Source organism: Actinomadura luteofluorescens, assembly GCF_013409365.1.
GTDB classification, from domain to species: Bacteria; Actinomycetota; Actinomycetes; order Streptosporangiales; family Streptosporangiaceae; genus Spirillospora; species Spirillospora luteofluorescens.
The window spans coordinates 5,187,966-5,206,057 of record NZ_JACCBA010000001.1; the positions used below are offsets into that span (position 1 = coordinate 5,187,966).

Genomic DNA, 18,092 nt, shown 5'->3' on the forward strand with positions numbered 1-18,092 from the left:
TGACCGACATGACCAGAACGGGCGCACCCCGGCCGCACCCCGCAGCGCCACCGCCGCCGGGTGTTTCGTCGCTTTCGTCGATCGGGCCGTTCCGGCGGCTCCGGATCGCGCTGTCGCTGTCCAGTGCCGCCCAGTGGATCGGCGTGCCCGCGCTGACCGCCATGGCCGCGATGCTGGCGCGCGGCGACGGCGCCGCGGCGCAGGCGCAGGCGATCGGCGGCACGCTGGCGCTGATGTTGCTGCCGGCGGTGGTGCTCCCGCCGGTCGCCGGGCTGCTCGCCGCCCGCGTCGACCGCCGGCTGATGCTGATCATCGCGGACGTGCTGCGGCTGGTGGTCGTGGTGACGGTGCCGCTGGTGCACGCGCTGCCGTGGACGCTGGCCGCCGCGTTCCTCGTCTCGTGCCTGAGCCTGCTGTGGGTTCCGGCGGCGCGCGCGTCCCTGCCCGCGCTGGTCCCGGACGAGGAGCTGCGGCCCGCCGCCCGCCGGGGCGCGACCCGCGTGCTCTACGGCCCGGCGCCCGCCGCCGCGCTGCTGTTCGCCGTCCTCGCGCTGGTCGCGAACGGGACGCTCGGCGCCGGTTCCCGCGCCGACCTCGCCCTGTACGTGACGGCGGGCCTGTTCCTCGTCTCGGCCGCCGTCGTGGCGATGGCCGGCGAGATCCCGGCGACCGAGCCGGTCGCGGCCGTGTCGCCGCTGAAACTGATCTTCCAGGGCCCGGGCTCGGCCGCCGCGCGCGGCGTCGGGCTCGCGATCGCGGCGGCGTCGCTCACGGCGGGCGCGGTCGTGGCGGTGGCCCGCGTCCACGCCGGCGAGCTGGGCGGCGGGGACGCCGGGTACGGCTCCGTCCTGACCGCGCTCACGGTGGGGCTCGGTTTCGGGCTGTTCCTCGGGCCGCGCGTGCTCGTCCCGTTCAGCCGCCGCCGTCTCCTCGGCCTCGCGGTGATCGCCGCCGCGCTCGCGCTGGTCGTGCTCGCCCTCGTCCAGAACCTCGTCGTCGTGGTGTTCGCGACCGCGTTCCTCGGCGTCTTCGCCGGTGCCGCGTGGTCGACCGCGAAGGCGGCGGTGCACGACCCCGAGGCCCCGGAGGACGCCCGCCCGGCGGCGTACCTGCGGTCGGTCGCGCTCGTCACCGTGCTGATCGCGTTCGCCGCCGTCCCGCTGATCGCGGCGGCGGCCGGGTCCCACCGCCTCGACCTCGGCGGCGGCGTCTACGACGCCTACGGAACCGGCATCGCCCTGCTGGTCGCGGCCGTCCTCGCCCTGCCGGCCGGGCTGCTGGCGTACCGGCGGCTGGACGACCGGCGCGGCATCCCGCTCGTCCCCGACCTGCGCGCCGCCCTGCACGGCGAGATCTACACGCCGCCGGAGCAGGCGCCCGCGGCGCCGCAGCCCGTGCACCGCAACCGCGGCGTGTTCATCGCGTTCGAGGGCGGGGAGGGCGCGGGCAAGACGACGCAGGCGCGGCTCGCCGCGATCTGGCTCCGCGACCACGGCTACGACGTGGTGACCACGCACGAGCCGGGCGCCACCAAGATCGGGATGCGGCTGCGCGCGATGCTGCTGGACCGCGACACCACCGGCCTGTCCGACCGCGCCGAGACCCTGCTGTACGCCGCCGACCGCGCCGACCACGTCGCCAACGTGATCAGGCCAGCGGTGGACCGCGGCGTGATCGTGGTCAGCGACCGCTACGTCGACTCGTCCCTGGCCTACCAGGGCTTCGGCCGGGGGTTGCCGGTGGAGGACATCGCCCGCGTCAACGCCTGGGCGACCGGCGGCCTCGTCCCTGACCTGACCGTCCTGCTGGAGATCCCGCCGCAGGCGGGCCTGCGGCGGCTGTCGGCCCCCGCCGACCGCATGGAGTCGGAGTCGCAGGAGTTCCACGAGCGGGTCCGCGAGGGCTTCCACGCCCTCGCCGAGGCCGACCCGGACCGCTACCTGATCCTGGACGCGAGCCGCCCGCAGGGCGAGCTGAGCCGGGAGATCCAGTACCGCATCCGGGAGATCCTGCCCGACCCCGTCCCGCTCGGCACCGAGGACGCCACGAGCACGTTCCCGGTCATCACCGACTACTGAGCCCGCTAGCCTCTGTTCCATGAGCGTGTGGGACGACCTGGTGGGGCAGGAGCCCGTCATCGCGCAGCTGTCTTCGGCGGCCGGCGGGACGGGCGGGCTCGCGCACGCGTGGCTGTTCACCGGGCCGCCCGGGTCCGGGCGCGTGACCGCGGCGCGGGCGTTCGCCGCGGCCCTGCAGTGCACGGAGACGCCGCGCGGGTGCGGGCACTGCGCGTCCTGCCACCAGGTGCTCCAGGGGACGCACGCCGATGTCGAGGTCGTCCGCCCGCAGGGGTTGTCGTTCGGCATCAGGGACGCCCGCGCGCTGGTGCTGCGGGCCTCGTCCTCGCCGAGCGGGAGCGGGCGGCAGATCGTGCTGTTCGAGGACGCCGACCGGGCCACCGAGGGCGCCGCGAACGCGCTGCTGAAGGCGATCGAGGAGCCGCCGCCGCGGACGGTGTGGCTGCTGTGCACGCCGTCGCCGGAGGACCTGCTCGTCACGATCAGGTCGCGCTGCCGGCTGGTGACCCTGCAGACGCCTCCGATCGCGGCGATCGCCGACTTCCTGGTCCAGCGCGACGGCGTCGAGCGCGAGACCGCCGAGGTGGTGGCGCGGGCGGCGCAGGGGCACATCAGCCGGGCGCGCCGGCTCGCCTCGGATCCGCGGATGCGGCGGGTGCGCGAGCAGGTGGTGGCGGTGCCGCGCCGGCTGACGGGGGTGAGCGCGGCGGTCGCGGCGGCGGAGACGCTCGTGAGCGCGGCGAAGGCGGAGCGGGACGCGCAGACCGCCGAGCTGAACGACGCGGAGACCTCCGCCCTGCGCAAGGCGCTCGGCGAGAGCGAGAAGGGGCGGATGCCGCGCGGGACGGCGGGCGCCCTCAAGGAGCTGGAGGACCGGCAGAAGTCGCGGGCGACGCGGATCCTGCGCGACGCCCTGGACCGGACGCTGCTCGACCTCGCGTCCTACTACCGGGACGTGCTGACGCTGCAACTGGGGGCGGGCAGCGAGCTGGTCAACATCGAGCTCGGCCCCGAGCTGCGGTCGGCCGCGGGGGACGGGCGCCCGGAGGACACCCTCCGGCGCCTCGATGCGATCATGGACTGCAGGGAGCGGTTGGCGGCGAACGTCAATCCGCAGCTGGCCTTCGAGGCGCTGACCTTGGCGTTGCGGCACGGGTGATACGGGTGGGGCTTACACAACTTGTCCCCATTCGTTACATTTCCGTACGCGACTCTCAATGAGCGCCCCCGTAACGTTCGCTGGCTGATCGACCGAAATCCGGTTGCTCAACCCCCACAGCCAGGAGGTCTGCCTTGCGGCGAGCCTTGATTTCCGCCGCGTGCGCCGTCACCACCGTGACGGCCCTCGCGTTCCCAGCATCCGCAGCTCCGGGCCCGGCACAGGCGAAGGGCGAGGTCTCGGAGTACGTCGTCCTCTACAAGGAGGGCGCGTCCCTCGGACAGGCTCACCGGGCCGTCTCGGCGGCCGGCGGCAAGGTCGTGCACGAGAACCGCGACGTGGGCGTCGCGACCGTCACGTCCCAGAACCCGGAGTTCATCCACGCCGTGATGAACCAGCGGGCGCTCGACGGCGTCGCGCACAACCGGATCATCGGCGAGGCGCCCAAGGCCAAGAAGAAGGCGCCGAAGGCCGAGAAGCTCAACGGGACCCTCCACGGCGCCGAGAACAAGGCCGCCCCCGCGGGCAAGCCGTCCAAGGACACCGAGCCCCTGGCGGACCTGCAGTGGGACATGAAGCAGATGCACGCCACGGCGGACGGCTCCTACAAGAAGGAGCCGGGTGACCGGCGCGTGCTGGTCGGCGTCCTCGACACCGGCGTGGACGGCGACCACCCGGACATCGCGCCGAACTTCAACCGCAAGCTCAGCCGCAACTTCACCCACGACATCCCGGCCGACGCCAACGGCAACGAGGTCGACGGGCCCTGCGAGTTCACGTCCTGCGTCGACCCCAACGACTGGGACGACAACGACCACGGCACGCACGTCGCGTCCACGATCGCCTCGCCCCGCAACGGCCTCGGCATGGCGGGCGTCGCGCCGAACGTGTCGATCGTGAACCTGCGCGTCGGCCAGGACTCCGGCTACTTCTTCCTCCAGCCGACCGTCGACGGCCTCACCTACGCGGCGAAGAACGGCATCGACGTCGTCAACATGTCGTACTACATCGACCCGTGGCTGTGGAACTGCGGCGACAACCCCGCCGACAGCCCCGAGGACCAGCTGGAGCAGCGCACCATCATCAAGGCGGCGCAGCGCGCCCTGGACTTCGCGCACGACCGCGGCGTCACGCTGATCTCCGCGGCCGGCAACGACCTCGTCGACTACACCAAGACGAACACCGACGACAGCAGCCCCGACTTCCCGTCCACCCCGGGCGAGGAGCCGCACGACCGCACCGTCCCGGCGAGCTGCGTGTCGATGCCGTCCGAGGGCGAGAACGTCATCCCGATCTCGGCCACCGGCCCGAGCGGCCGCAAGTCGTACTACAGCAGCTTCGGCAACGGCTACGTCGCGGTCGCGGCGCCCGGCGGCGACAAGGTCGACAACGCCGACCAGCGTCCGGACGACAAGGGCGGCATCTGGGCGGCCTACCCGGAGCGGCTCGCCAAGGAGCGCGGCGAGCTGAACGCCGACGGCACGCCGAACGTGTCGTACATCATCCGCAGCTGCAAGGGCGACAAGTGCGCCTACTACCAGTCGATTCAGGGCACCTCGATGGCGTCCCCGCACGCGGTCGGCGTCGCGGCGCTCATCGTCAGCAAGTACGGGCACCGGGACCGCAGCGGCGGCCTGACCATGGACCCGCGCCTCGTCGAGCGGGTTCTGCGCGGCACCGCGACCCCCAAGGCATGCCCGAGCCCGGCGACGGTCGAGTACGTCTGGTACACCAAGTCGAACGGCCAGTGGGTGAAGCACACCTCCACCCAGACCTGTGAAGGCTCGAAGGGCCAGAACGGGTTCTTCGGCAGCGGCATCGTGGACGCGCTCAACGCCGTCTCGCGCTGACCCCGCCTGGACCACCCCAGGACGCGACCCCCGGCACCCGCCGGGGGTCGCGTTCTTTTCGCCTCGTCGGCTCGCGAACCCCTCGTGCATGATGGAGGCATGCCGTTCCGAGTCACCTTCGTCTGCACGGGCAACATCTGCCGCTCCCCGATGGCCGAATGGATCCTGCGTCACCACGTCGAGCAGGAGGGCTTGGACGTCGAGGTGGACAGCTCCGGCACCGGCGGCTGGCACGTCGGCGACGGGGCCGACGAGCGGACGGTCGCGGCGCTGGAGCGCGCCGGCTACCGGTCGGCGCACATCGCGCGGCAGTTCGACGCCGCCTGGTTCGACGAGTACGACATGATCATCGCGATGGACGCGGGCCACGAGAAGGCGCTGCGCTCGATGGCGCCGAACTGGCAGGCGCGCGGGAGCATCCGGCGGCTGCGCGAGTTCGACCCGGACGCGGGCGGCGACCTCGACGTCCCCGACCCCTACTACGGCGGCCGTGACGACTTCGACCTCGTTCTGTGGCAGGTGGAGGCGGCGATGCCCGGCCTGCTGAAGGAGATCCGTTCGGTGCTCGATGACGGCTGAGCGACTGCGGCCGCGCCTGGAGAGGCTGCTCGGAACCGGGGTCGAGAAGGTGAAAGACCTCGGTTCCAGCCATTCCTGGACGTTGCACAGGGCCTCCCTGACCGACGGCCGCGATGTGTTCGTGAAGGCGGCGCAGGACCAGGCGGGCGTGTTCGCGGCAGAGGCGGCAGGGCTCCGCTGGCTGGGGGAGGCAGGCCCTGGGACGCCCGTCCCCGACGTCGTCGCGTCCGACGACCGCATGCTCGTCCTGCCGTGGCTGCATTCGGCGCCACCGTCCCGCGAGGCCGCCGAACGTCTCGGACGGGAACTGGCCGCCCTGCACACCGGGAACCGTCCTGACGCCTACGGCGCGCCCTGGGACGGCTTCATCGCCGACCTCCCCTTGGACAACACGCTGGACGACCGCCCCTGGCCCTCCTGGTACGCGGAACGCCGCCTCGAACCGTTCCTTCGCCTCGGGGCCGCGCACCTGTCGTCCGGCGACGTCCGCCTGGTGGAGCGTGTCATGGCGGACATCGAGTCACTTGCCGGACCGCCGGAGCCGCCGTCCCGCGTCCACGGTGACCTGTGGTCGGGGAACGTCCTGTGGACGGGCGAGCGGGCGCTGCTCATCGACCCGGCCGCGCACGGCGGGCACCGCGAGACCGACCTCGCCATGATGGCGCTGTTCGGGACACCGCACCTCGACACCGTCCTCGGCGCCTACGATGAGGTCGCGCCCCTGGCGGACGGATGGCGCTCCCGCGTCCCCCTGCACCAGCTGCACCCGCTGCTCGTCCATGTGGCACTGTTCGGCGGGTCGTACCGGGCGTCCCTGGTCGAGGCGGCCCGTGCGTCCCTCGGCTGAGGCGTCTCACGACTTGGTAACTCCGCCTTCATGGGTTTTTGTCGCGATCCAGATGCGGTAGAAACGACGGGCGATCCGGCAGGAAGGTGAGGTAGGCAACCCCATGAACGACGGCAGGCGCGGGGACCCGAGTACCAGTCTCGGCTCTTGGAAGGGTCTCGTTCCTCTCGGGGTGGCCGCGACCGCCGCGCTGCTCATCGGAGGGGGCGTGGACATGGTCCACCGCCACCAGCGCGCCGCCGACAAGGAGCACGAGGCCAAGCCCGCCGCCAAGGCCGAGAAGACCGAACCGCCGTACGTCGTCGGCGTCACGGCGAAGGGCGCGTCCCTCCTCGTCCGGGAGGTGCGCACCGGGGCGAACGTCGGGCTGCCCATCGCCGCCCCGCAGGGCCGCCGCTTCCACCGCGTCGCCGCACTCAAGGACGGCTCCTACATCGTTGCGACCCCCGGGGCCCGCGACATCACCTTCCAGCGCCTCCGCCTGGACGACGGACGTCCCAAGGACCTCAAGCCCATCCCCAAGGCCGTCGTCCCCGGCGTCTCCACCGCATGGTCGGACCTCGCCGCGAGCCCCGACGGCGCGCAACTCGCCTACGTCACCTACAAGGGTGCGAGCGCCCGCGTGGACGTTGTCACGGCGGAGACCGGCGCCCACAAGGTGTGGGCGACCAAGCTGCGGGCCCGCGTCGGAAGCCTCTCCTGGTCCGGCACCACGCTGTCCTTCGTCTGGAGCCCGGTCGGCTCCGCCAAGCACCAGGTCCGCACGCTCGACACGAACGGCGCCGCAGGCGACCTCCGGACCAGCAAGGCCGTCATGCCGCTGCCCAAGGGCAGCACCAACGCCGTCATGAGCCGGGACGGCACCTCCCTTATCGCGGCCATAGCGAAGAACTCCGAACTGACCCTCCAGACCTTCACGCTGCAGGGGAGCCCCACCAAGACCCTGTGGACCCAGAAGGTGAAGGGCGTCCCCACCGGCCTCGACATCGCCCACACCGGTCACAGCGTCATCGCGACCGCGGGCGACCTCTACGCGCAGGGCGTCCCGGCCGTCCCGGCAGGAGATCTCGCCGACGCCGCCTGGTGAGACCTAGAGTGGGTCGCACGAAACCGGGCGAACGGAGCGAACGTGGGCATGATGATGGCCGTCAGCTTCACCCGTTACGGCCGCCTGTTCTACCTGGATCCGGGCCCGCACAGCCCCCAGGTCGGCGACAAGGTCCTCGTCCCCACCGACTCGGGCCCCGAGGTCGCCGAGTGCGTGTGGGCGCCGCAGTGGGTCTCCGAGGACATCGACGGCCTCCCCGAGTGCGCGGGCCCCGCCACCGACGAGCACCTCGCCCGTGACGAGGCCAACCGCCGCCGCCGCGCCGAGGGCCGCCTCATCGCCAAGCGCCTCATCCGCAAGCACGACCTCCCGATGAAGGTCATCGGCGTCGACTACCTCGACGCCGACAACGTCTTCAAGATCTACTTCACCGCCCCGCACCGCGTCGACTTCCGCGCCCTCGTCCGCGACCTGGCCCGCGGCATCAAGGCCCGCGTCGAGCTGCGCCAGGTCGGCCCCCGCGACGAGGCCCGCCTCCAGGGCGGCATCGGCCCCTGCGGCCGCGACCTGTGCTGCGCCACCTTCCTCAAGGACTTCGAACCCGTCTCCGTCCGCATGGCGAAGGAGCAGGACCTCCCGGTCAACCCCCTCCGCATCGCCGGCGCCTGCGGCCGCCTGATGTGCTGCCTCAAGTACGAGCACCCGCTGTACGTCAAGGCGCACGGCAGCATGCCGGCCCTGGGATCGCGCGTAGAGACGCCGAACGGCCCGGGCCAGGTCGTGGGGCGCAACGTCCCCTCCGACAAGGTCACCGTCCGCCTCAACAGCGGCGGCCGCTGCTCCTGCCCCTCGGCCTCCGTCTGCTCCCCCCGCAAGCAGCACGACGCCCACTACAACCCCACCCCCGACGACACCTGACCGACCTGGACAGGCGGTGTGCGTGGCAGGATCCGCAGCATGAGCGTGCGGGTTTGGCTGAACGAGAGCGACCAGTTCGTCCCCGGCAGCGAGTTGTTTCGTTCGGACAGGTCGTTCACGGTGTGGGCGTACACAGTGAGCCACAGCCAGTTGTTGCTGCGCACGCGGACGACGGAGCGGGACGGGGTCAGGTCGTCGCGGATAGATGTGGTCTTCAAGCCGGTCCGGGCCATGAAGGTCAGGACCGAGTACAGCGACGGCCTCGTCATTCGATGCGCCGATCAAGAGGAAGCCGAGCACATCCATGCGGAGAGCGGCAATGTCGAACCGGGTGCTGGAGCCCACTGCCTGATCCTGGAGACGGGGAACGACCGCGACTACGTCGTGGCGCACGCCGTCGGCTGGGCAGAAGACATGGCAAGCGAGCGGGACCCGAGTGCTCTGGCCGGCTTCGCCCCTGGCAGCGACCCAGCCCGCATCCTGGGCTGACCGGCAGAAGCGACCCATTCGTTCGCAGTGGCCTATGAGGCGGGCTCGCAACGCGCGTGTCTTGCCGTAACCCGGGATTGATCCGGCTCGGGAGACGTTGAGTTTGCCGGGCCGCTGAAGCGGCGGACGGTGGGAGGCGTACCTACAAAGCAGATTCTCTGAAAGGAGCTTCCAGTGGAAGACGTCTACAGGCGTTTCTCGGGAGGCTGGGAACGTCGCGAAGATCTCCTCGCGCGGGCGCAGCAGAAGGGCGCCACCTGGGATGACCTTCGTGCCGCCGAGGCCAAGCGCATCGATCTGGCCCACTACGTCGACGCGCTGGAGGCGGGCGCTTCCCACGAGGACATCCTCGCCGCCGTGGCCGCCGGCATCCTGCCCTGGCTGTTCGTCAGGGCGATGAAGGCGAACGCCACCCCTGCGCAGATCATGGAGGCGCACCGGAAGCAGGTCGCCGCGGACGCTGCCTATGCCTGGGGCATCGGCGGATCCGGCTACATCGACCTGCTGAACAAGGGCGCGACGCACGACGAGCTCATCGTCCTGCACGACAAGGACGTCCACCCGCAGATCACTCAGCGGGCGCTCGAAAGCCGCCTCGGCATCGCCAAGCTGATGGAGGCGTACGACCAGGGTCTCCGCGGAGCCGACCTGCTCTGCTACGTGGAGGCGCAGGAGAACCAGGTGAACCCCGACGAGGTGCTCGCCGCTCATCGGCGGGGGCTTCGCGGGCTCGAACTGTACGGCCACATGAGGGGGCTCGCGCGCCGCTGATCACAGCAAGACGTGATCAGGCCGGGCAGGCGGGCACATCCTCCTCACCCATATCGAGATTCGCCGGCCTTCGTCCCTGGACGGGGGCCGGTTCTCGTTCGCGGCCGAGCGAGCGGATGCCGAGCGCTCTGACCGGTGGGCTCGCTGCTCCTGCCCGTCCCCCCGGGGGACGTCACATTCGTCGCGTCTGAGGGTTCACCTCTGTGAGCCTGACGATGGGATGGTGTGACCGATGGACGAGCACGAAGGGCTGGCCGCCCGCTTCGCTGCTCGTCGTGCTCGACCAGCTCACTCCCGCTGAGCGGTTGGCGTTCGTGCTGCACGACATCGACCGCATCGTCGGTTCGTCGGCGGCCTCGACGGCTTCCACGAACTGCATCGTGTCCTCCTCGCGTGGTTGCACTCGTACTTGTGAGCCCGGAGGACGTGCCGGTGTGACGGGAGTCTGGCGGAGGCCGGCCGCTCCCTACGGGGTGGAGAGAAGCGCGCCCTTTTCGTCGTCCATGCCCGCGGCGAGGAATCGAGTGGTGCCCGGTATGCGGGTGATGGCGCGGGCCTCGAAAAGGCTGAAGCCGGACGCCCGGATTCTGGTGCTGGTCCAGGTGCCCTTGGCGGTCCGGTGGGCGAGGGCCGATTCGTAGGCGTTGACGTCGGTCGAGCCGATGAGCCAGACGCCGCCGTCCGCGTCGATGATCGGTGCGCCGAACGGGCTGAGCCTTCCCGTCTTCTCCATGAGGCTTTCGGAGGTCCAGCGGCGTCCGTCGGCGTCGCCGTGCAGGAGAAGGGACGACAGGTGGAGATCGTTCGGGCCCATCGGCTCGGTGCGGGTCCCGTCCGTCCCGCCGGCCGGGACGCCTCCGGCGCCCTCGGCCGTGATCCAGACGCCGGCGGGAGTGGCGGCGATCGTGCCGAGCCGGTACCTCGTGTCCTGGTGGCCGGCTCTCTTCCCAGATGGCAGGACGTCGTCCAGCGGGACGGGCCTCCAGCCGGCGCCGTCCTGGTGGTACAGCCTGTTCTCGAAGGTGAGCGCCCAGATGTCCCGGGCGGAACGGGCGCTGGTGCGGGCGATCCGGAACGGCAGGCCGGTCTCCGACCATCCGTCCGCCGAACGGGTCCAGGCCGCTCCTGCGGCGCGCGACCCCGTTCCGTAGACCCGGACGTCCTGCGGGGAGAACACGTCCATCGCCGTGACGGTGAACCCCGGGAGCCGGCGGTCGATCGTCCAGCGTTCGCCGTTCCAGTGGAGGACGGTCGAGTCCGACCCGCCGAGGGCGACCGCCCAGACGTCGGACGCCGCGGACGCCCCCGCCGCCTTGACCGCGCCGATCCGTCCGCCCGGAAGGGCGACCTTGGTCCAGTCGTGGCCGTTCCAGTGCCTGGCCGTCGGCCGCCACACCGTGTCGTCCGGGCCGCGGCCGCCGAACGCCCACACGTCCGCCGGTCCCAGCGCGACGAGCTGGGGATCGACGCGCAGCGACGCGTCCGCGACCTCCACTCGCCACCGGGCGACACCGGTCCCCGTCCTCCACGGCGCCGACTCGACGGCCGGCGTCCCGCACCCCGCGAGGGCGAGCAGCGCCACGGCGGCGCCGGTTTTCGGCAAACGAATTCTCATACGCCCTCCATCCTGAAACGGTCGACTCATCCTGCGCCGCCGGGAATCGCGGCGGATGAGCTCCCGTACCTAGATGGCGCGGCCTGCCGTACTCACCGCCGACCTGGGTCTTCGTGGGGTTCGTCGTGAAGTTGATATACGGTCGCGGGCAACCTTGGCACCTTCCTCCCCTTGCCGGAGGCCCCGGGTTTTCGCACCATTCCGGAAAGCCGCCATTCCCCCGCAGGAGGCATTCCGTGAAACTGCGCGTCGCGACCTTGCTCGCGAGCATCGTCGCCGTCCTGGCCGCCGTCAGCCCCGGCGCGTCCGCGGCGCCGAGGGACGTCCGTCCCGTCGCGGCGCCGGGCGCGGAAGGGGGACAGGCGATCTATGGGCCCGGTGTGCGCTGCACCCTCGGGTTCAACGTGCGGCAGAACGGCACGTACTACTTCCTCACCGCGGGCGGTTGCGCTCAGGCCGGCATGGTCCTGTACGCCGATCCGGGGCTGACCGTCCAGCTCGGGACGGTCGTCTCGGTGACGAACCTCGCCGTCGCGCTCGTCCGGTACGTGGAGCCCTCCGTTGAGCGGCCCGGCAGCGTCCACCTCTACCCGGGGTCGCAGGACATCACGACGGCGGGCCGGCCGGTCGTCGGCCAACGCGTCTGCCGCAGCGGGCCCACCACGGGCGTGCGCTGCGGCAGCGTGACGGCCATCAACGCGACCGTGAACTTCCCGGAGGGGACGATCACCGGGCTCGCGAGGACGACCGTGTGCACGGAGCCCGGGGACAGTCCCGGGGCTCCGTACTTCTCGGGCACCACCGCGGTCGGGCTGGGGATCGGCGGAGTGGGGGACTGCGCCAGCGGCGGGTCGTCCTACTTCCAGCCGATCTCTCCGGTGCTCAGTGCCTTCGGCGTCAGCGTGTACTAGCGCTTGGGGAGGAGCTGGGCGAGCGCCGCGGTGACGCCGCAGAAGGCCATGACCGGGAGGAGCGACGCCCGGAAGGCGTCGGCGACCTCGCCCAGCGCGCCGTAGAAGACGATCCCGACGAGCGCGACGCCGAGGGCGTTGCCGACCTGCTGGGCGGTGGACAGGACGCCGGCGGCCGAGGCGGCGTCCCGGTCGGTCACGCCGGACAGGACGAGCGCCGACAGCGGTGCCAGGACGAACCCCATGCCCGCTCCCACGAGGGCCAGGCCCGGGATGAGCCAGCCGATGGCGTGCCCGATCGCGGCGAGCAGGAGGACGCAGCCGGCCGCCTGCACTGCGGCGCCCAGGGCGAGGACCTGCCGTCCCAGGCGGGCGGCGATGGCCGTGGCGCGGGTGGACGCGGCGAAGTAGCCCGCGCCCAGGGCGACGAAGAGCAGGCCCGACTCCAGGGCGCTGAGGCCGCGTCCCTGCTGGAGGTACAGGGCGAGGTAGAGGAAGAAGGACGCCATCGCCAGGGTGTAGACGAGCGCCAGGCCGCTGCCGACGCGGAACGCGGGCTGACGGAAGAGAGCGGGTGCGACGAGCGGTGCGCTGCTGCGGCGCTGGGAGAGGGCGAACGCGGCGAGCAGGACGGCCGACGCGGCGAGTGACGCCCACGTCCAGGCGGGCCAGCCGAGGCGGCGCCCCTCGATCAGGGGCAGGACGAGCGCGATGAGGCCGAGGGTGACCAGGACGGTCCCCGTGACGTCCAGGCGGGTTCCGGTGGTGCGCGGCTGGGACGGGACGGTCCGGCGGACCAGCGCCAGCGTGACGACCCCGACCGGGACATTGATCAGGAAGATGCTGCGCCATCCGGTGCCGAACAGGTTCGCCTGGATCAGCGCACCCCCGATGAGCTGCCCGAACACGCCGCCCAAGCCCATCGCCAGGCCGTAGGCGGTGAACGCCTTGGCGCGGGCCTCCCCGGTGAACACGCCGTTGATGATCCCGAGGACCTGCGGCATCAGGAGCGCCGCCGCGATCCCCTGCACGACTCTGGCGCCGATCAGCGTGGCGGGGGACGGGGCGAGCCCGCACGCGAGCGAGGCGACCGTGAACACCGCGAGACCGAGCGCGTACATCCGGCGGCGTCCGGCCAGGTCGCCGAGGCGGCCGCCGGTGATCAGCCCGCTGCCGAGCGCGAGCCCGAAGCCGGCGACGACCCACTGGATCGCCGTCGCGCCGGCGCCCAGGTCGGTCTGGATGTCGGGGATCGCCACGTTCACGATGAAGAAGTCGAGCGTGGTGATGAAGACGCCGGTGAGCAGGACGAGCAGGGCGCCGATGGACGCGGTGGGCGAGGGCGCGGCCTCGCGCGGGTGCCGTCCCGCCACTGGAGTCGCCGTGTGCGACATGGTTCTCCTCAGGTCGTCGTTATCCGCGCCTCGACGATCTCGCTGGGGAGGTCGTGAAGGCGATGACCTGTGGGGTAATGAGGCGTAATTAGGTTGTGCGGCCGGCGGCGCGCGATCTAGCGTCCCGTCTCATGGACTGGGACAGGCCCGCACGGCGGCTCGGGATCGACGATCTGGCCGCCTGCCAACGGCTCGCTGAAGACCGCGACTGGGGGCGCGAAGACCGCAAGTGGCGGTTCCTGTTCTCGGTCGGCGACGTCTATGGCATCGACGACGGGGAGGGCGAACTCGCCGCGGTGACGGTGTCGACCCCATACGGCAGGGACGTCGCCGCCATCAGCATGGTGCTGGTGGCGAAACGCTACGAACGGCGTGGTCTGGGCGGCCGCATCATGCGGCACGCGATGGACAACACCGAAACGAAGAGCTTCTGCCTGACGGCTACCGAATACGGGCGTCCGCTGTACGAGCGTCTGGGGTATCGCTCCGTCGGGCTCTGCACGACGTATACGGGCACGGGCGAGGGGCCTACGGGGCGGGGCGTATCCGTGCCTGCTGAGGCGGACGACATGCCCGCCGTCCATGCACTCGACACCGAGGTCTTCGGGGCCGACCGTTCACGGCTGGTCGACGGACTGCCGTCGTTCTGCGAGACGTTCCATGTCGTCCGGGACGAGTCCGGCCTCAGGGGTTTCGGGGGCGTGTGGTGGAACGATGACCGGGCCGTGGTCGGCCCGGTCACCGCGCAGGACGGCGAGACGGCGCTCGCGCTCGTCGAAGAGATCGTTCCCGCGGGGCCGATCCGCCTGGACATCGACCACCGGCATCCGGAACTGGTCGACTGGGCGCGGCGGCACGGCCTGGCGCCCGCGTTCACCACCACGGTCATGGAGTACGGCGCGCCCGTCGCGAACGACCCGTCCCGCCTCCACCTTCCCGTGGCGCAGGCCCTCGGCTGACCTCAGCGGGCCTCCGGCCCCGCCGCGGACGGCCTCCCGCCGGGCAGCGCATAGCGGACGATCTTCTTCCAGGTGCCGGTGACCTGCTTCGACAGCGTGCCCGTGTGGTACGGGATGTCGTACTTGTCGCACAGCGCGCGGACGCGCGGGGCGATCTCGCCGTACCGGTTGCTCGGCATGTCCGGAAACAGATGGTGCTCGATCTGGTGGCTGAGGTTGCCGGTCATCAGGTGGAACAGCTCACCGCCGGTGATGTTCGCCGAGCCGCACAGCTGCCGCACGTACCACTCGCCCCTCGTCTCGCCGTCCAGCCGCTCCTCCTCGAACACCTCCACGTCGCCAGGGAAGTGCCCGCAAAAGATGATCATGTGCGCCCAGACGTTCCGGACCGCGTTCGCGGTGGCGTTCGCGGCCAGCGTGGACAGGAACTGCGGGCCGCTGAGCAGCGGGAACGCCAGGTAGTCCTTGCCCCACTGGCGCCGGATCTTGCGGCCGATCGCGCGCAGCTTCTCCCTCGTCACCGCCTCGTCGGCCGTCCCGTCCCGGATCTTGTCGATCTCCAGGTCGTGCAGGGCCACCCCGTACTCGAAGAACAGCGCCAGCAGCAGGTTGTAGAGCGGCTGCGCGAGGTGCGCCGGCGACCACTCCTGCTCGGGGGCGACGCGCAGGATGCCGTAGCCGACGTCGTTGTCCTTGCCGAGCACGTTCGTGAACGTGTGGTGGACGAAATTGTGCGAGTGCTTCCACTGCTCGGCGGGCGAGACGTTGTCCCACTCCCAGGTCGTGGAATGGATCTTCGGGTCGCGCATCCAGTCCCACTGGCCGTGCATGACGTTGTGCCCGATCTCCATGTTCTCCAGGATCTTCGCGACGGCCAGCGTCGCGGTCCCGGCGATCCACGCGGGCGGCAGCGCGGAGGCGAGCAGCATCGCCCGGCCGCCGATCTCCAGCCCGCGCTGCCAGCGGATCACCCGCCGGATGTAGGACGCGTCGCGCTCGCCGAGACCGGACATGATCTCCTCGCGCAGCGCGTCCAGCTCGGCGGCGATGGTCTCGTAGTCCTCGGCCGTCAGATGGTCGGTCATGCCGCTCCCCTCACAGTTCGATCTCCACGGGCCCGGCGGCCGCCGAGACGCAGGTCTGGACGATCTCGCCCTCGTCCCCGTGCACCTCGCCGGTGCGCAGGTCGCGGACCCTGCCGGACGCCAGCCGCCCGACGCAGCCGCGGCAGATGCCCATCCGGCACCCGCTCGGCAGCAGCGCGCCGGCGTCCTCGCCCGCCACCAGGAGAGGCGTGCCCCCGTCCGCGTCGGCCGTGACGCCGCTCCTGGTGAACGTGACGCGCCCGCCCTCGCCTCCGCCGCCGGCAAGGGCGGTGCGGAAGCGCTCGACGCGCAGCCTTTCCCCGATGCCGGCGGCCCGCCAGTGCGCGGCGAGGTCGTCGAGCAGGCCGCCCGGCCCGCACGCCCACGCCTCGCGCTCCGCCCAGTCGGGGCAGATATCGGCTATGTCGGACGGCTTCAGGCGGCCGTCGGGGGTCGTGTGCCGTTCGTGCAGCCGCACCCCCGGCATCCGGCGGAGTTCCTCACCGAAGATGACGTCCCCGGCCGTCCGGTCCGAGTGGACGAGCACGGCGTCGGACGCTCCGTCGAGATGCCGCAGCATCGCCATGACCGGCGTGATCCCGCTCCCGGCCGTCACGAACAGCAGCTTGCGGGGGACGGGCGAGGGCAGCGTGAACCCGCCCTCGGGCGGCGACAGGCGGACGACCGTTCCGGGACGGATCTCGTTGACCAGGTGCGCCGAGACGAACCCGTCGCGTGCCGCCTTGATGGTGATCGTGATGCGGCCGTCCCGGCGCGGCGGCGACGACAGCGAGAACGTCCGCCAGTGCAGGACGCCGTCGACGTCCACCCCGATCCTGACCCACTGACCCGGACGGTGGCCGTTCCATGCCTGCCCCGGCCTGATCACCAGGGTCGCGGCGGACGGGGCCTCGTGCCGGACGGCCTCGACCCGTCCGCGCGGCTCGGCCGTGGACCACAGCGGGTCGACCAGGCCGAGGTAGTCCTCCGGCAGGAGCGGCGTCGTGAGGAGCCGGGCTGCCGCCGCGATCCGCCGTCCCGCGGCGGAGCGGCCTGGGCGGCCTGGGCGGCTCGGTGCGATGGTCAAGGTTTCCTCCCCGAGGGCGCGCTAACTTACGCTCGCGTAACCTACGGTCGCGTAGGAATCGCGGAGGATTCAAGGCCTCGGACACCAAAGCGATAGGCATCACACCATTGCACGATGTTCCATCCGTTGATGTAATGCCCGCTGATAAACGGCGGCGGGAAAACTGTCGGCCGGGTACGATCCTTCGCGCCCGGCCGATGAGGAGCCGACTCGCCCGAACGAGCGGCCCCTCCGCAGAACTTGGTCTTCGGCCGCTCCTGCAGCACCCGCCGACGAGGATGTCGACCTCCTCGGGGGATCGCTTGGCGACTGCGGCGATCTCAAGAGACTGGCCGGGCGGGGGGTGGGGAGTGGCCCCCTGGGGCACCGCTCGGCCGGTGACAGCTGCGCGTTATGGCAAGTCGGCTTGCCGAGACCGCGAACCCTACGCCTCGGGTTGGACGGTCATCTCCTCGTTGATCGCGGCCATCACCACATCGATGGGGACGCACACCGACTCTGGCGTCAGCTCGGGTCGCGGCCCCCGGCCCTTGCGCCAGATGTACGTGACGTCGGCGCCGTCCACCGTGTGGGCGCGAATGGGGTTGTGGTTGGTCTCCAGTGTGGCGACCTCGACGTCCTGATCGAGTTGCGGGATCAGGTGCTCGCGGACGAGGCGGCACAGCACGCGATGCCAGACCTGGCCCGGCAGGTAGCCGCCGCGGCCGGTGAAGCCGATTGCGTCGAGGTGGTCGAGCAGTTCGTCGGGCTTGTCGCCGTCATTGAAGCCCCACTTCGACAGCAGCCCCTCCGAGGCGAGTTCCAGCTCCTTCATGAGGCCACCTTCTCAGCCTTGGCCCTGCACTTCTCCTCGTTTTCGGCGTCCCGCCTGAGCTTCTCCACGAGCAGGTCCCGCACGTCGCTCACCCGGTACAGCGGGTGCCCGGCAGAGTCGCGCCCGTCCGGCCGAGCGCATGGCGGGTCCGGGCACGCCGGCCTCGCGCAGTCCGGCGGCGCGTGTGCGCTCGGATCTCCCACACGCGGCCGAGGTGCGGGACGCTGCCCGCCCACACGCGCTACGGCACTGGTTCGCGACGGCGCTCGGCGATGCCGGGGTGAGCCTGGCGGGCGTGATGGAGTTCCTCGGGCACTCGCGGAAGGGCTCCCGGTCGCCGGTGAAGCTCGGCGTCTACAGCCACGTCACGGAGGAGACGTACGAGGCCGCCCGGAGCGCGGTCGACCGGTCCCTGTTCCGCCTCCGGCCGGTCCAAGATCAAAGCTCGAACGGAACAGAGACGGAACAGGCGGCCTCGCAGTGATCGG

At 71.4% G+C, this 18,092-nt stretch carries 18 protein-coding genes; 12 read left to right on the forward strand and 6 right to left on the reverse strand.

What is annotated here, in order from left to right:
* Positions 1-8: 8 nt before the first annotated feature.
* The 9 genes from tmk (at position 9) to BJY14_RS24145 (ending at position 9,739) form a co-directional block, all read left to right on the forward strand.
* Positions 9-2,078, forward strand: coding sequence for a dTMP kinase (gene tmk / locus BJY14_RS24105; RefSeq protein ID WP_179845707.1), 2,070 nt, complete (start codon positions 9-11; stop codon positions 2,076-2,078).
* Positions 2,079-2,097: 19 nt separating this feature from the next.
* Positions 2,098-3,237, forward strand: a complete 1,140-nt coding sequence (locus tag BJY14_RS24110) for a DNA polymerase III subunit delta' (RefSeq protein ID WP_179845708.1) — start codon at positions 2,098-2,100, stop codon at positions 3,235-3,237.
* A 134-nt stretch (positions 3,238-3,371) separates the two neighbouring features.
* Positions 3,372-5,087 carry a S8 family peptidase gene (locus tag BJY14_RS24115; RefSeq protein ID WP_179845709.1) on the forward strand — a complete coding sequence of 572 codons (1,716 nt, stop codon included), beginning with the start codon at positions 3,372-3,374 and terminating at the stop codon, positions 5,085-5,087.
* A gap of 99 nt (positions 5,088-5,186) precedes the next feature.
* On the forward strand, positions 5,187-5,666 hold the full coding sequence (locus BJY14_RS24120) for a low molecular weight protein-tyrosine-phosphatase (protein ID WP_179845710.1): 480 nt from the start codon (positions 5,187-5,189) through the stop codon (positions 5,664-5,666).
* The gene (locus BJY14_RS24125; RefSeq protein WP_179845711.1) at positions 5,656-6,513 is read left to right on the forward strand and encodes a fructosamine kinase family protein; all 858 of its coding nucleotides are present in this window, start codon (positions 5,656-5,658) and stop codon (positions 6,511-6,513) included. The genes BJY14_RS24120 and BJY14_RS24125 overlap by 11 nt, the downstream gene beginning before the upstream one ends.
* A 172-nt stretch (positions 6,514-6,685) precedes the next feature.
* Entirely contained in the window at positions 6,686-7,600 is a 915-nt protein-coding gene (locus BJY14_RS24130; RefSeq protein WP_312879378.1) for a beta-propeller domain-containing protein, read from the forward strand.
* Between the two features lie 48 nt (positions 7,601-7,648).
* Positions 7,649-8,479: a PSP1 domain-containing protein gene (locus BJY14_RS24135; RefSeq protein ID WP_179849588.1), complete on the forward strand. Its 831-nt coding sequence runs from the start codon at positions 7,649-7,651 to the stop codon at positions 8,477-8,479.
* A 39-nt stretch (positions 8,480-8,518) separates the two neighbouring features.
* Entirely contained in the window at positions 8,519-8,968 is a 450-nt protein-coding gene (locus tag BJY14_RS24140; protein WP_179845713.1) for a hypothetical protein, read from the forward strand.
* A 174-nt stretch (positions 8,969-9,142) separates the two neighbouring features.
* A complete protein-coding gene (locus BJY14_RS24145; RefSeq protein WP_179845714.1) occupies positions 9,143-9,739 on the forward strand; it encodes a hypothetical protein in 597 nt (198 codons plus the stop codon).
* A 172-nt stretch (positions 9,740-9,911) separates the two neighbouring features.
* On the opposite strand, the gene BJY14_RS24150 is transcribed toward BJY14_RS24145, so the two are convergent.
* Both BJY14_RS24150 and BJY14_RS24155 read right to left on the reverse strand, forming a co-directional pair.
* Positions 9,912-10,118 (reverse strand): hypothetical protein, encoded by a 207-nt coding sequence (locus tag BJY14_RS24150; RefSeq protein ID WP_179845715.1) that lies wholly within the window; start codon positions 10,116-10,118, stop codon positions 9,912-9,914.
* 87 nt (positions 10,119-10,205) lie between these two features.
* On the reverse strand, positions 10,206-11,354 hold the full coding sequence (locus BJY14_RS24155; RefSeq protein WP_179845716.1) for a hypothetical protein: 1,149 nt from the start codon (positions 11,352-11,354) through the stop codon (positions 10,206-10,208).
* Between the two features lie 236 nt (positions 11,355-11,590).
* Here BJY14_RS24155 and BJY14_RS24160 point away from each other — a divergent pair, with 236 nt between their 5' ends.
* Positions 11,591-12,265 carry a S1 family peptidase gene (locus BJY14_RS24160; protein WP_179845717.1) on the forward strand — a complete coding sequence of 225 codons (675 nt, stop codon included), beginning with the start codon at positions 11,591-11,593 and terminating at the stop codon, positions 12,263-12,265.
* Here BJY14_RS24160 and BJY14_RS24165 read toward each other — a convergent pair.
* Complete coding sequence (locus BJY14_RS24165; RefSeq protein WP_179845718.1) at positions 12,262-13,659, reverse strand: MFS transporter; 1,398 nt, start codon at positions 13,657-13,659, stop codon at positions 12,262-12,264. The two genes, BJY14_RS24160 and BJY14_RS24165, sit on opposite strands and share 4 nt — an antisense overlap.
* A 131-nt stretch (positions 13,660-13,790) precedes the next feature.
* On the opposite strand from BJY14_RS24165, the gene BJY14_RS24170 reads away from it, so the two are divergent.
* Entirely contained in the window at positions 13,791-14,618 is an 828-nt protein-coding gene (locus BJY14_RS24170) for a GNAT family N-acetyltransferase (protein ID WP_179845719.1), read from the forward strand.
* Between the two features lie 2 nt (positions 14,619-14,620).
* Here the strand turns inward: BJY14_RS24170 and BJY14_RS24175 are convergent, their stop codons facing one another.
* The 3 genes from BJY14_RS24175 to BJY14_RS24185 all read right to left on the reverse strand — a co-directional run bounded on the left by BJY14_RS24175 (position 14,621) and on the right by BJY14_RS24185 (position 17,604).
* A complete protein-coding gene (locus tag BJY14_RS24175; protein WP_179845720.1) occupies positions 14,621-15,703 on the reverse strand; it encodes a fatty acid desaturase family protein in 1,083 nt (360 codons plus the stop codon).
* Between the two features lie 10 nt (positions 15,704-15,713).
* The gene (locus BJY14_RS24180; RefSeq protein WP_218905575.1) at positions 15,714-16,790 is read right to left on the reverse strand and encodes a ferredoxin reductase; all 1,077 of its coding nucleotides are present in this window, start codon (positions 16,788-16,790) and stop codon (positions 15,714-15,716) included.
* A 424-nt stretch (positions 16,791-17,214) separates the two neighbouring features.
* On the reverse strand, positions 17,215-17,604 hold the full coding sequence (locus BJY14_RS24185) for a hypothetical protein (protein WP_179845721.1): 390 nt from the start codon (positions 17,602-17,604) through the stop codon (positions 17,215-17,217).
* 139 nt (positions 17,605-17,743) lie between these two features.
* On the opposite strand from BJY14_RS24185, the gene BJY14_RS24190 reads away from it, so the two are divergent.
* Positions 17,744-18,088: a tyrosine-type recombinase/integrase gene (locus tag BJY14_RS24190; RefSeq protein WP_246396066.1), complete on the forward strand. Its 345-nt coding sequence runs from the start codon at positions 17,744-17,746 to the stop codon at positions 18,086-18,088.
* The last annotated feature ends 4 nt before the right edge of the window (positions 18,089-18,092 follow it).

What these genes read in the sequence shown, in the direction of transcription:
- tmk (WP_179845707.1), top strand. Translation starts at nt 9, where the DNA reads ATGACCAGAACGGGCGCACCCCGGCCGCACCCCGCAGCGCCACCGCCG.
- BJY14_RS24110 (WP_179845708.1), top strand. Translation starts at nt 2,098, where the DNA reads ATGAGCGTGTGGGACGACCTGGTGGGGCAGGAGCCCGTCATCGCGCAG.
- BJY14_RS24120 (WP_179845710.1), top strand. Translation starts at nt 5,187, where the DNA reads ATGCCGTTCCGAGTCACCTTCGTCTGCACGGGCAACATCTGCCGCTCC.
- BJY14_RS24125 (WP_179845711.1), top strand. Translation starts at nt 5,656, where the DNA reads ATGACGGCTGAGCGACTGCGGCCGCGCCTGGAGAGGCTGCTCGGAACC.
- BJY14_RS24135 (WP_179849588.1), top strand. Translation starts at nt 7,649, where the DNA reads ATGATGATGGCCGTCAGCTTCACCCGTTACGGCCGCCTGTTCTACCTG.
- BJY14_RS24140 (WP_179845713.1), top strand. Translation starts at nt 8,519, where the DNA reads ATGAGCGTGCGGGTTTGGCTGAACGAGAGCGACCAGTTCGTCCCCGGC.
- BJY14_RS24150 (WP_179845715.1), bottom strand. Translation starts at nt 10,118, where the DNA reads ATGCAGTTCGTGGAAGCCGTCGAGGCCGCCGACGAACCGACGATGCGG.
- BJY14_RS24155 (WP_179845716.1), bottom strand. Translation starts at nt 11,354, where the DNA reads ATGAGAATTCGTTTGCCGAAAACCGGCGCCGCCGTGGCGCTGCTCGCC.
- BJY14_RS24165 (WP_179845718.1), bottom strand. Translation starts at nt 13,659, where the DNA reads ATGTCGCACACGGCGACTCCAGTGGCGGGACGGCACCCGCGCGAGGCC.
- BJY14_RS24170 (WP_179845719.1), top strand. Translation starts at nt 13,791, where the DNA reads ATGGACTGGGACAGGCCCGCACGGCGGCTCGGGATCGACGATCTGGCC.
- BJY14_RS24175 (WP_179845720.1), bottom strand. Translation starts at nt 15,703, where the DNA reads ATGACCGACCATCTGACGGCCGAGGACTACGAGACCATCGCCGCCGAG.
- BJY14_RS24185 (WP_179845721.1), bottom strand. Translation starts at nt 17,604, where the DNA reads ATGAAGGAGCTGGAACTCGCCTCGGAGGGGCTGCTGTCGAAGTGGGGC.
- BJY14_RS24190 (WP_246396066.1), top strand. Translation starts at nt 17,744, where the DNA reads ATGGCGGGTCCGGGCACGCCGGCCTCGCGCAGTCCGGCGGCGCGTGTG.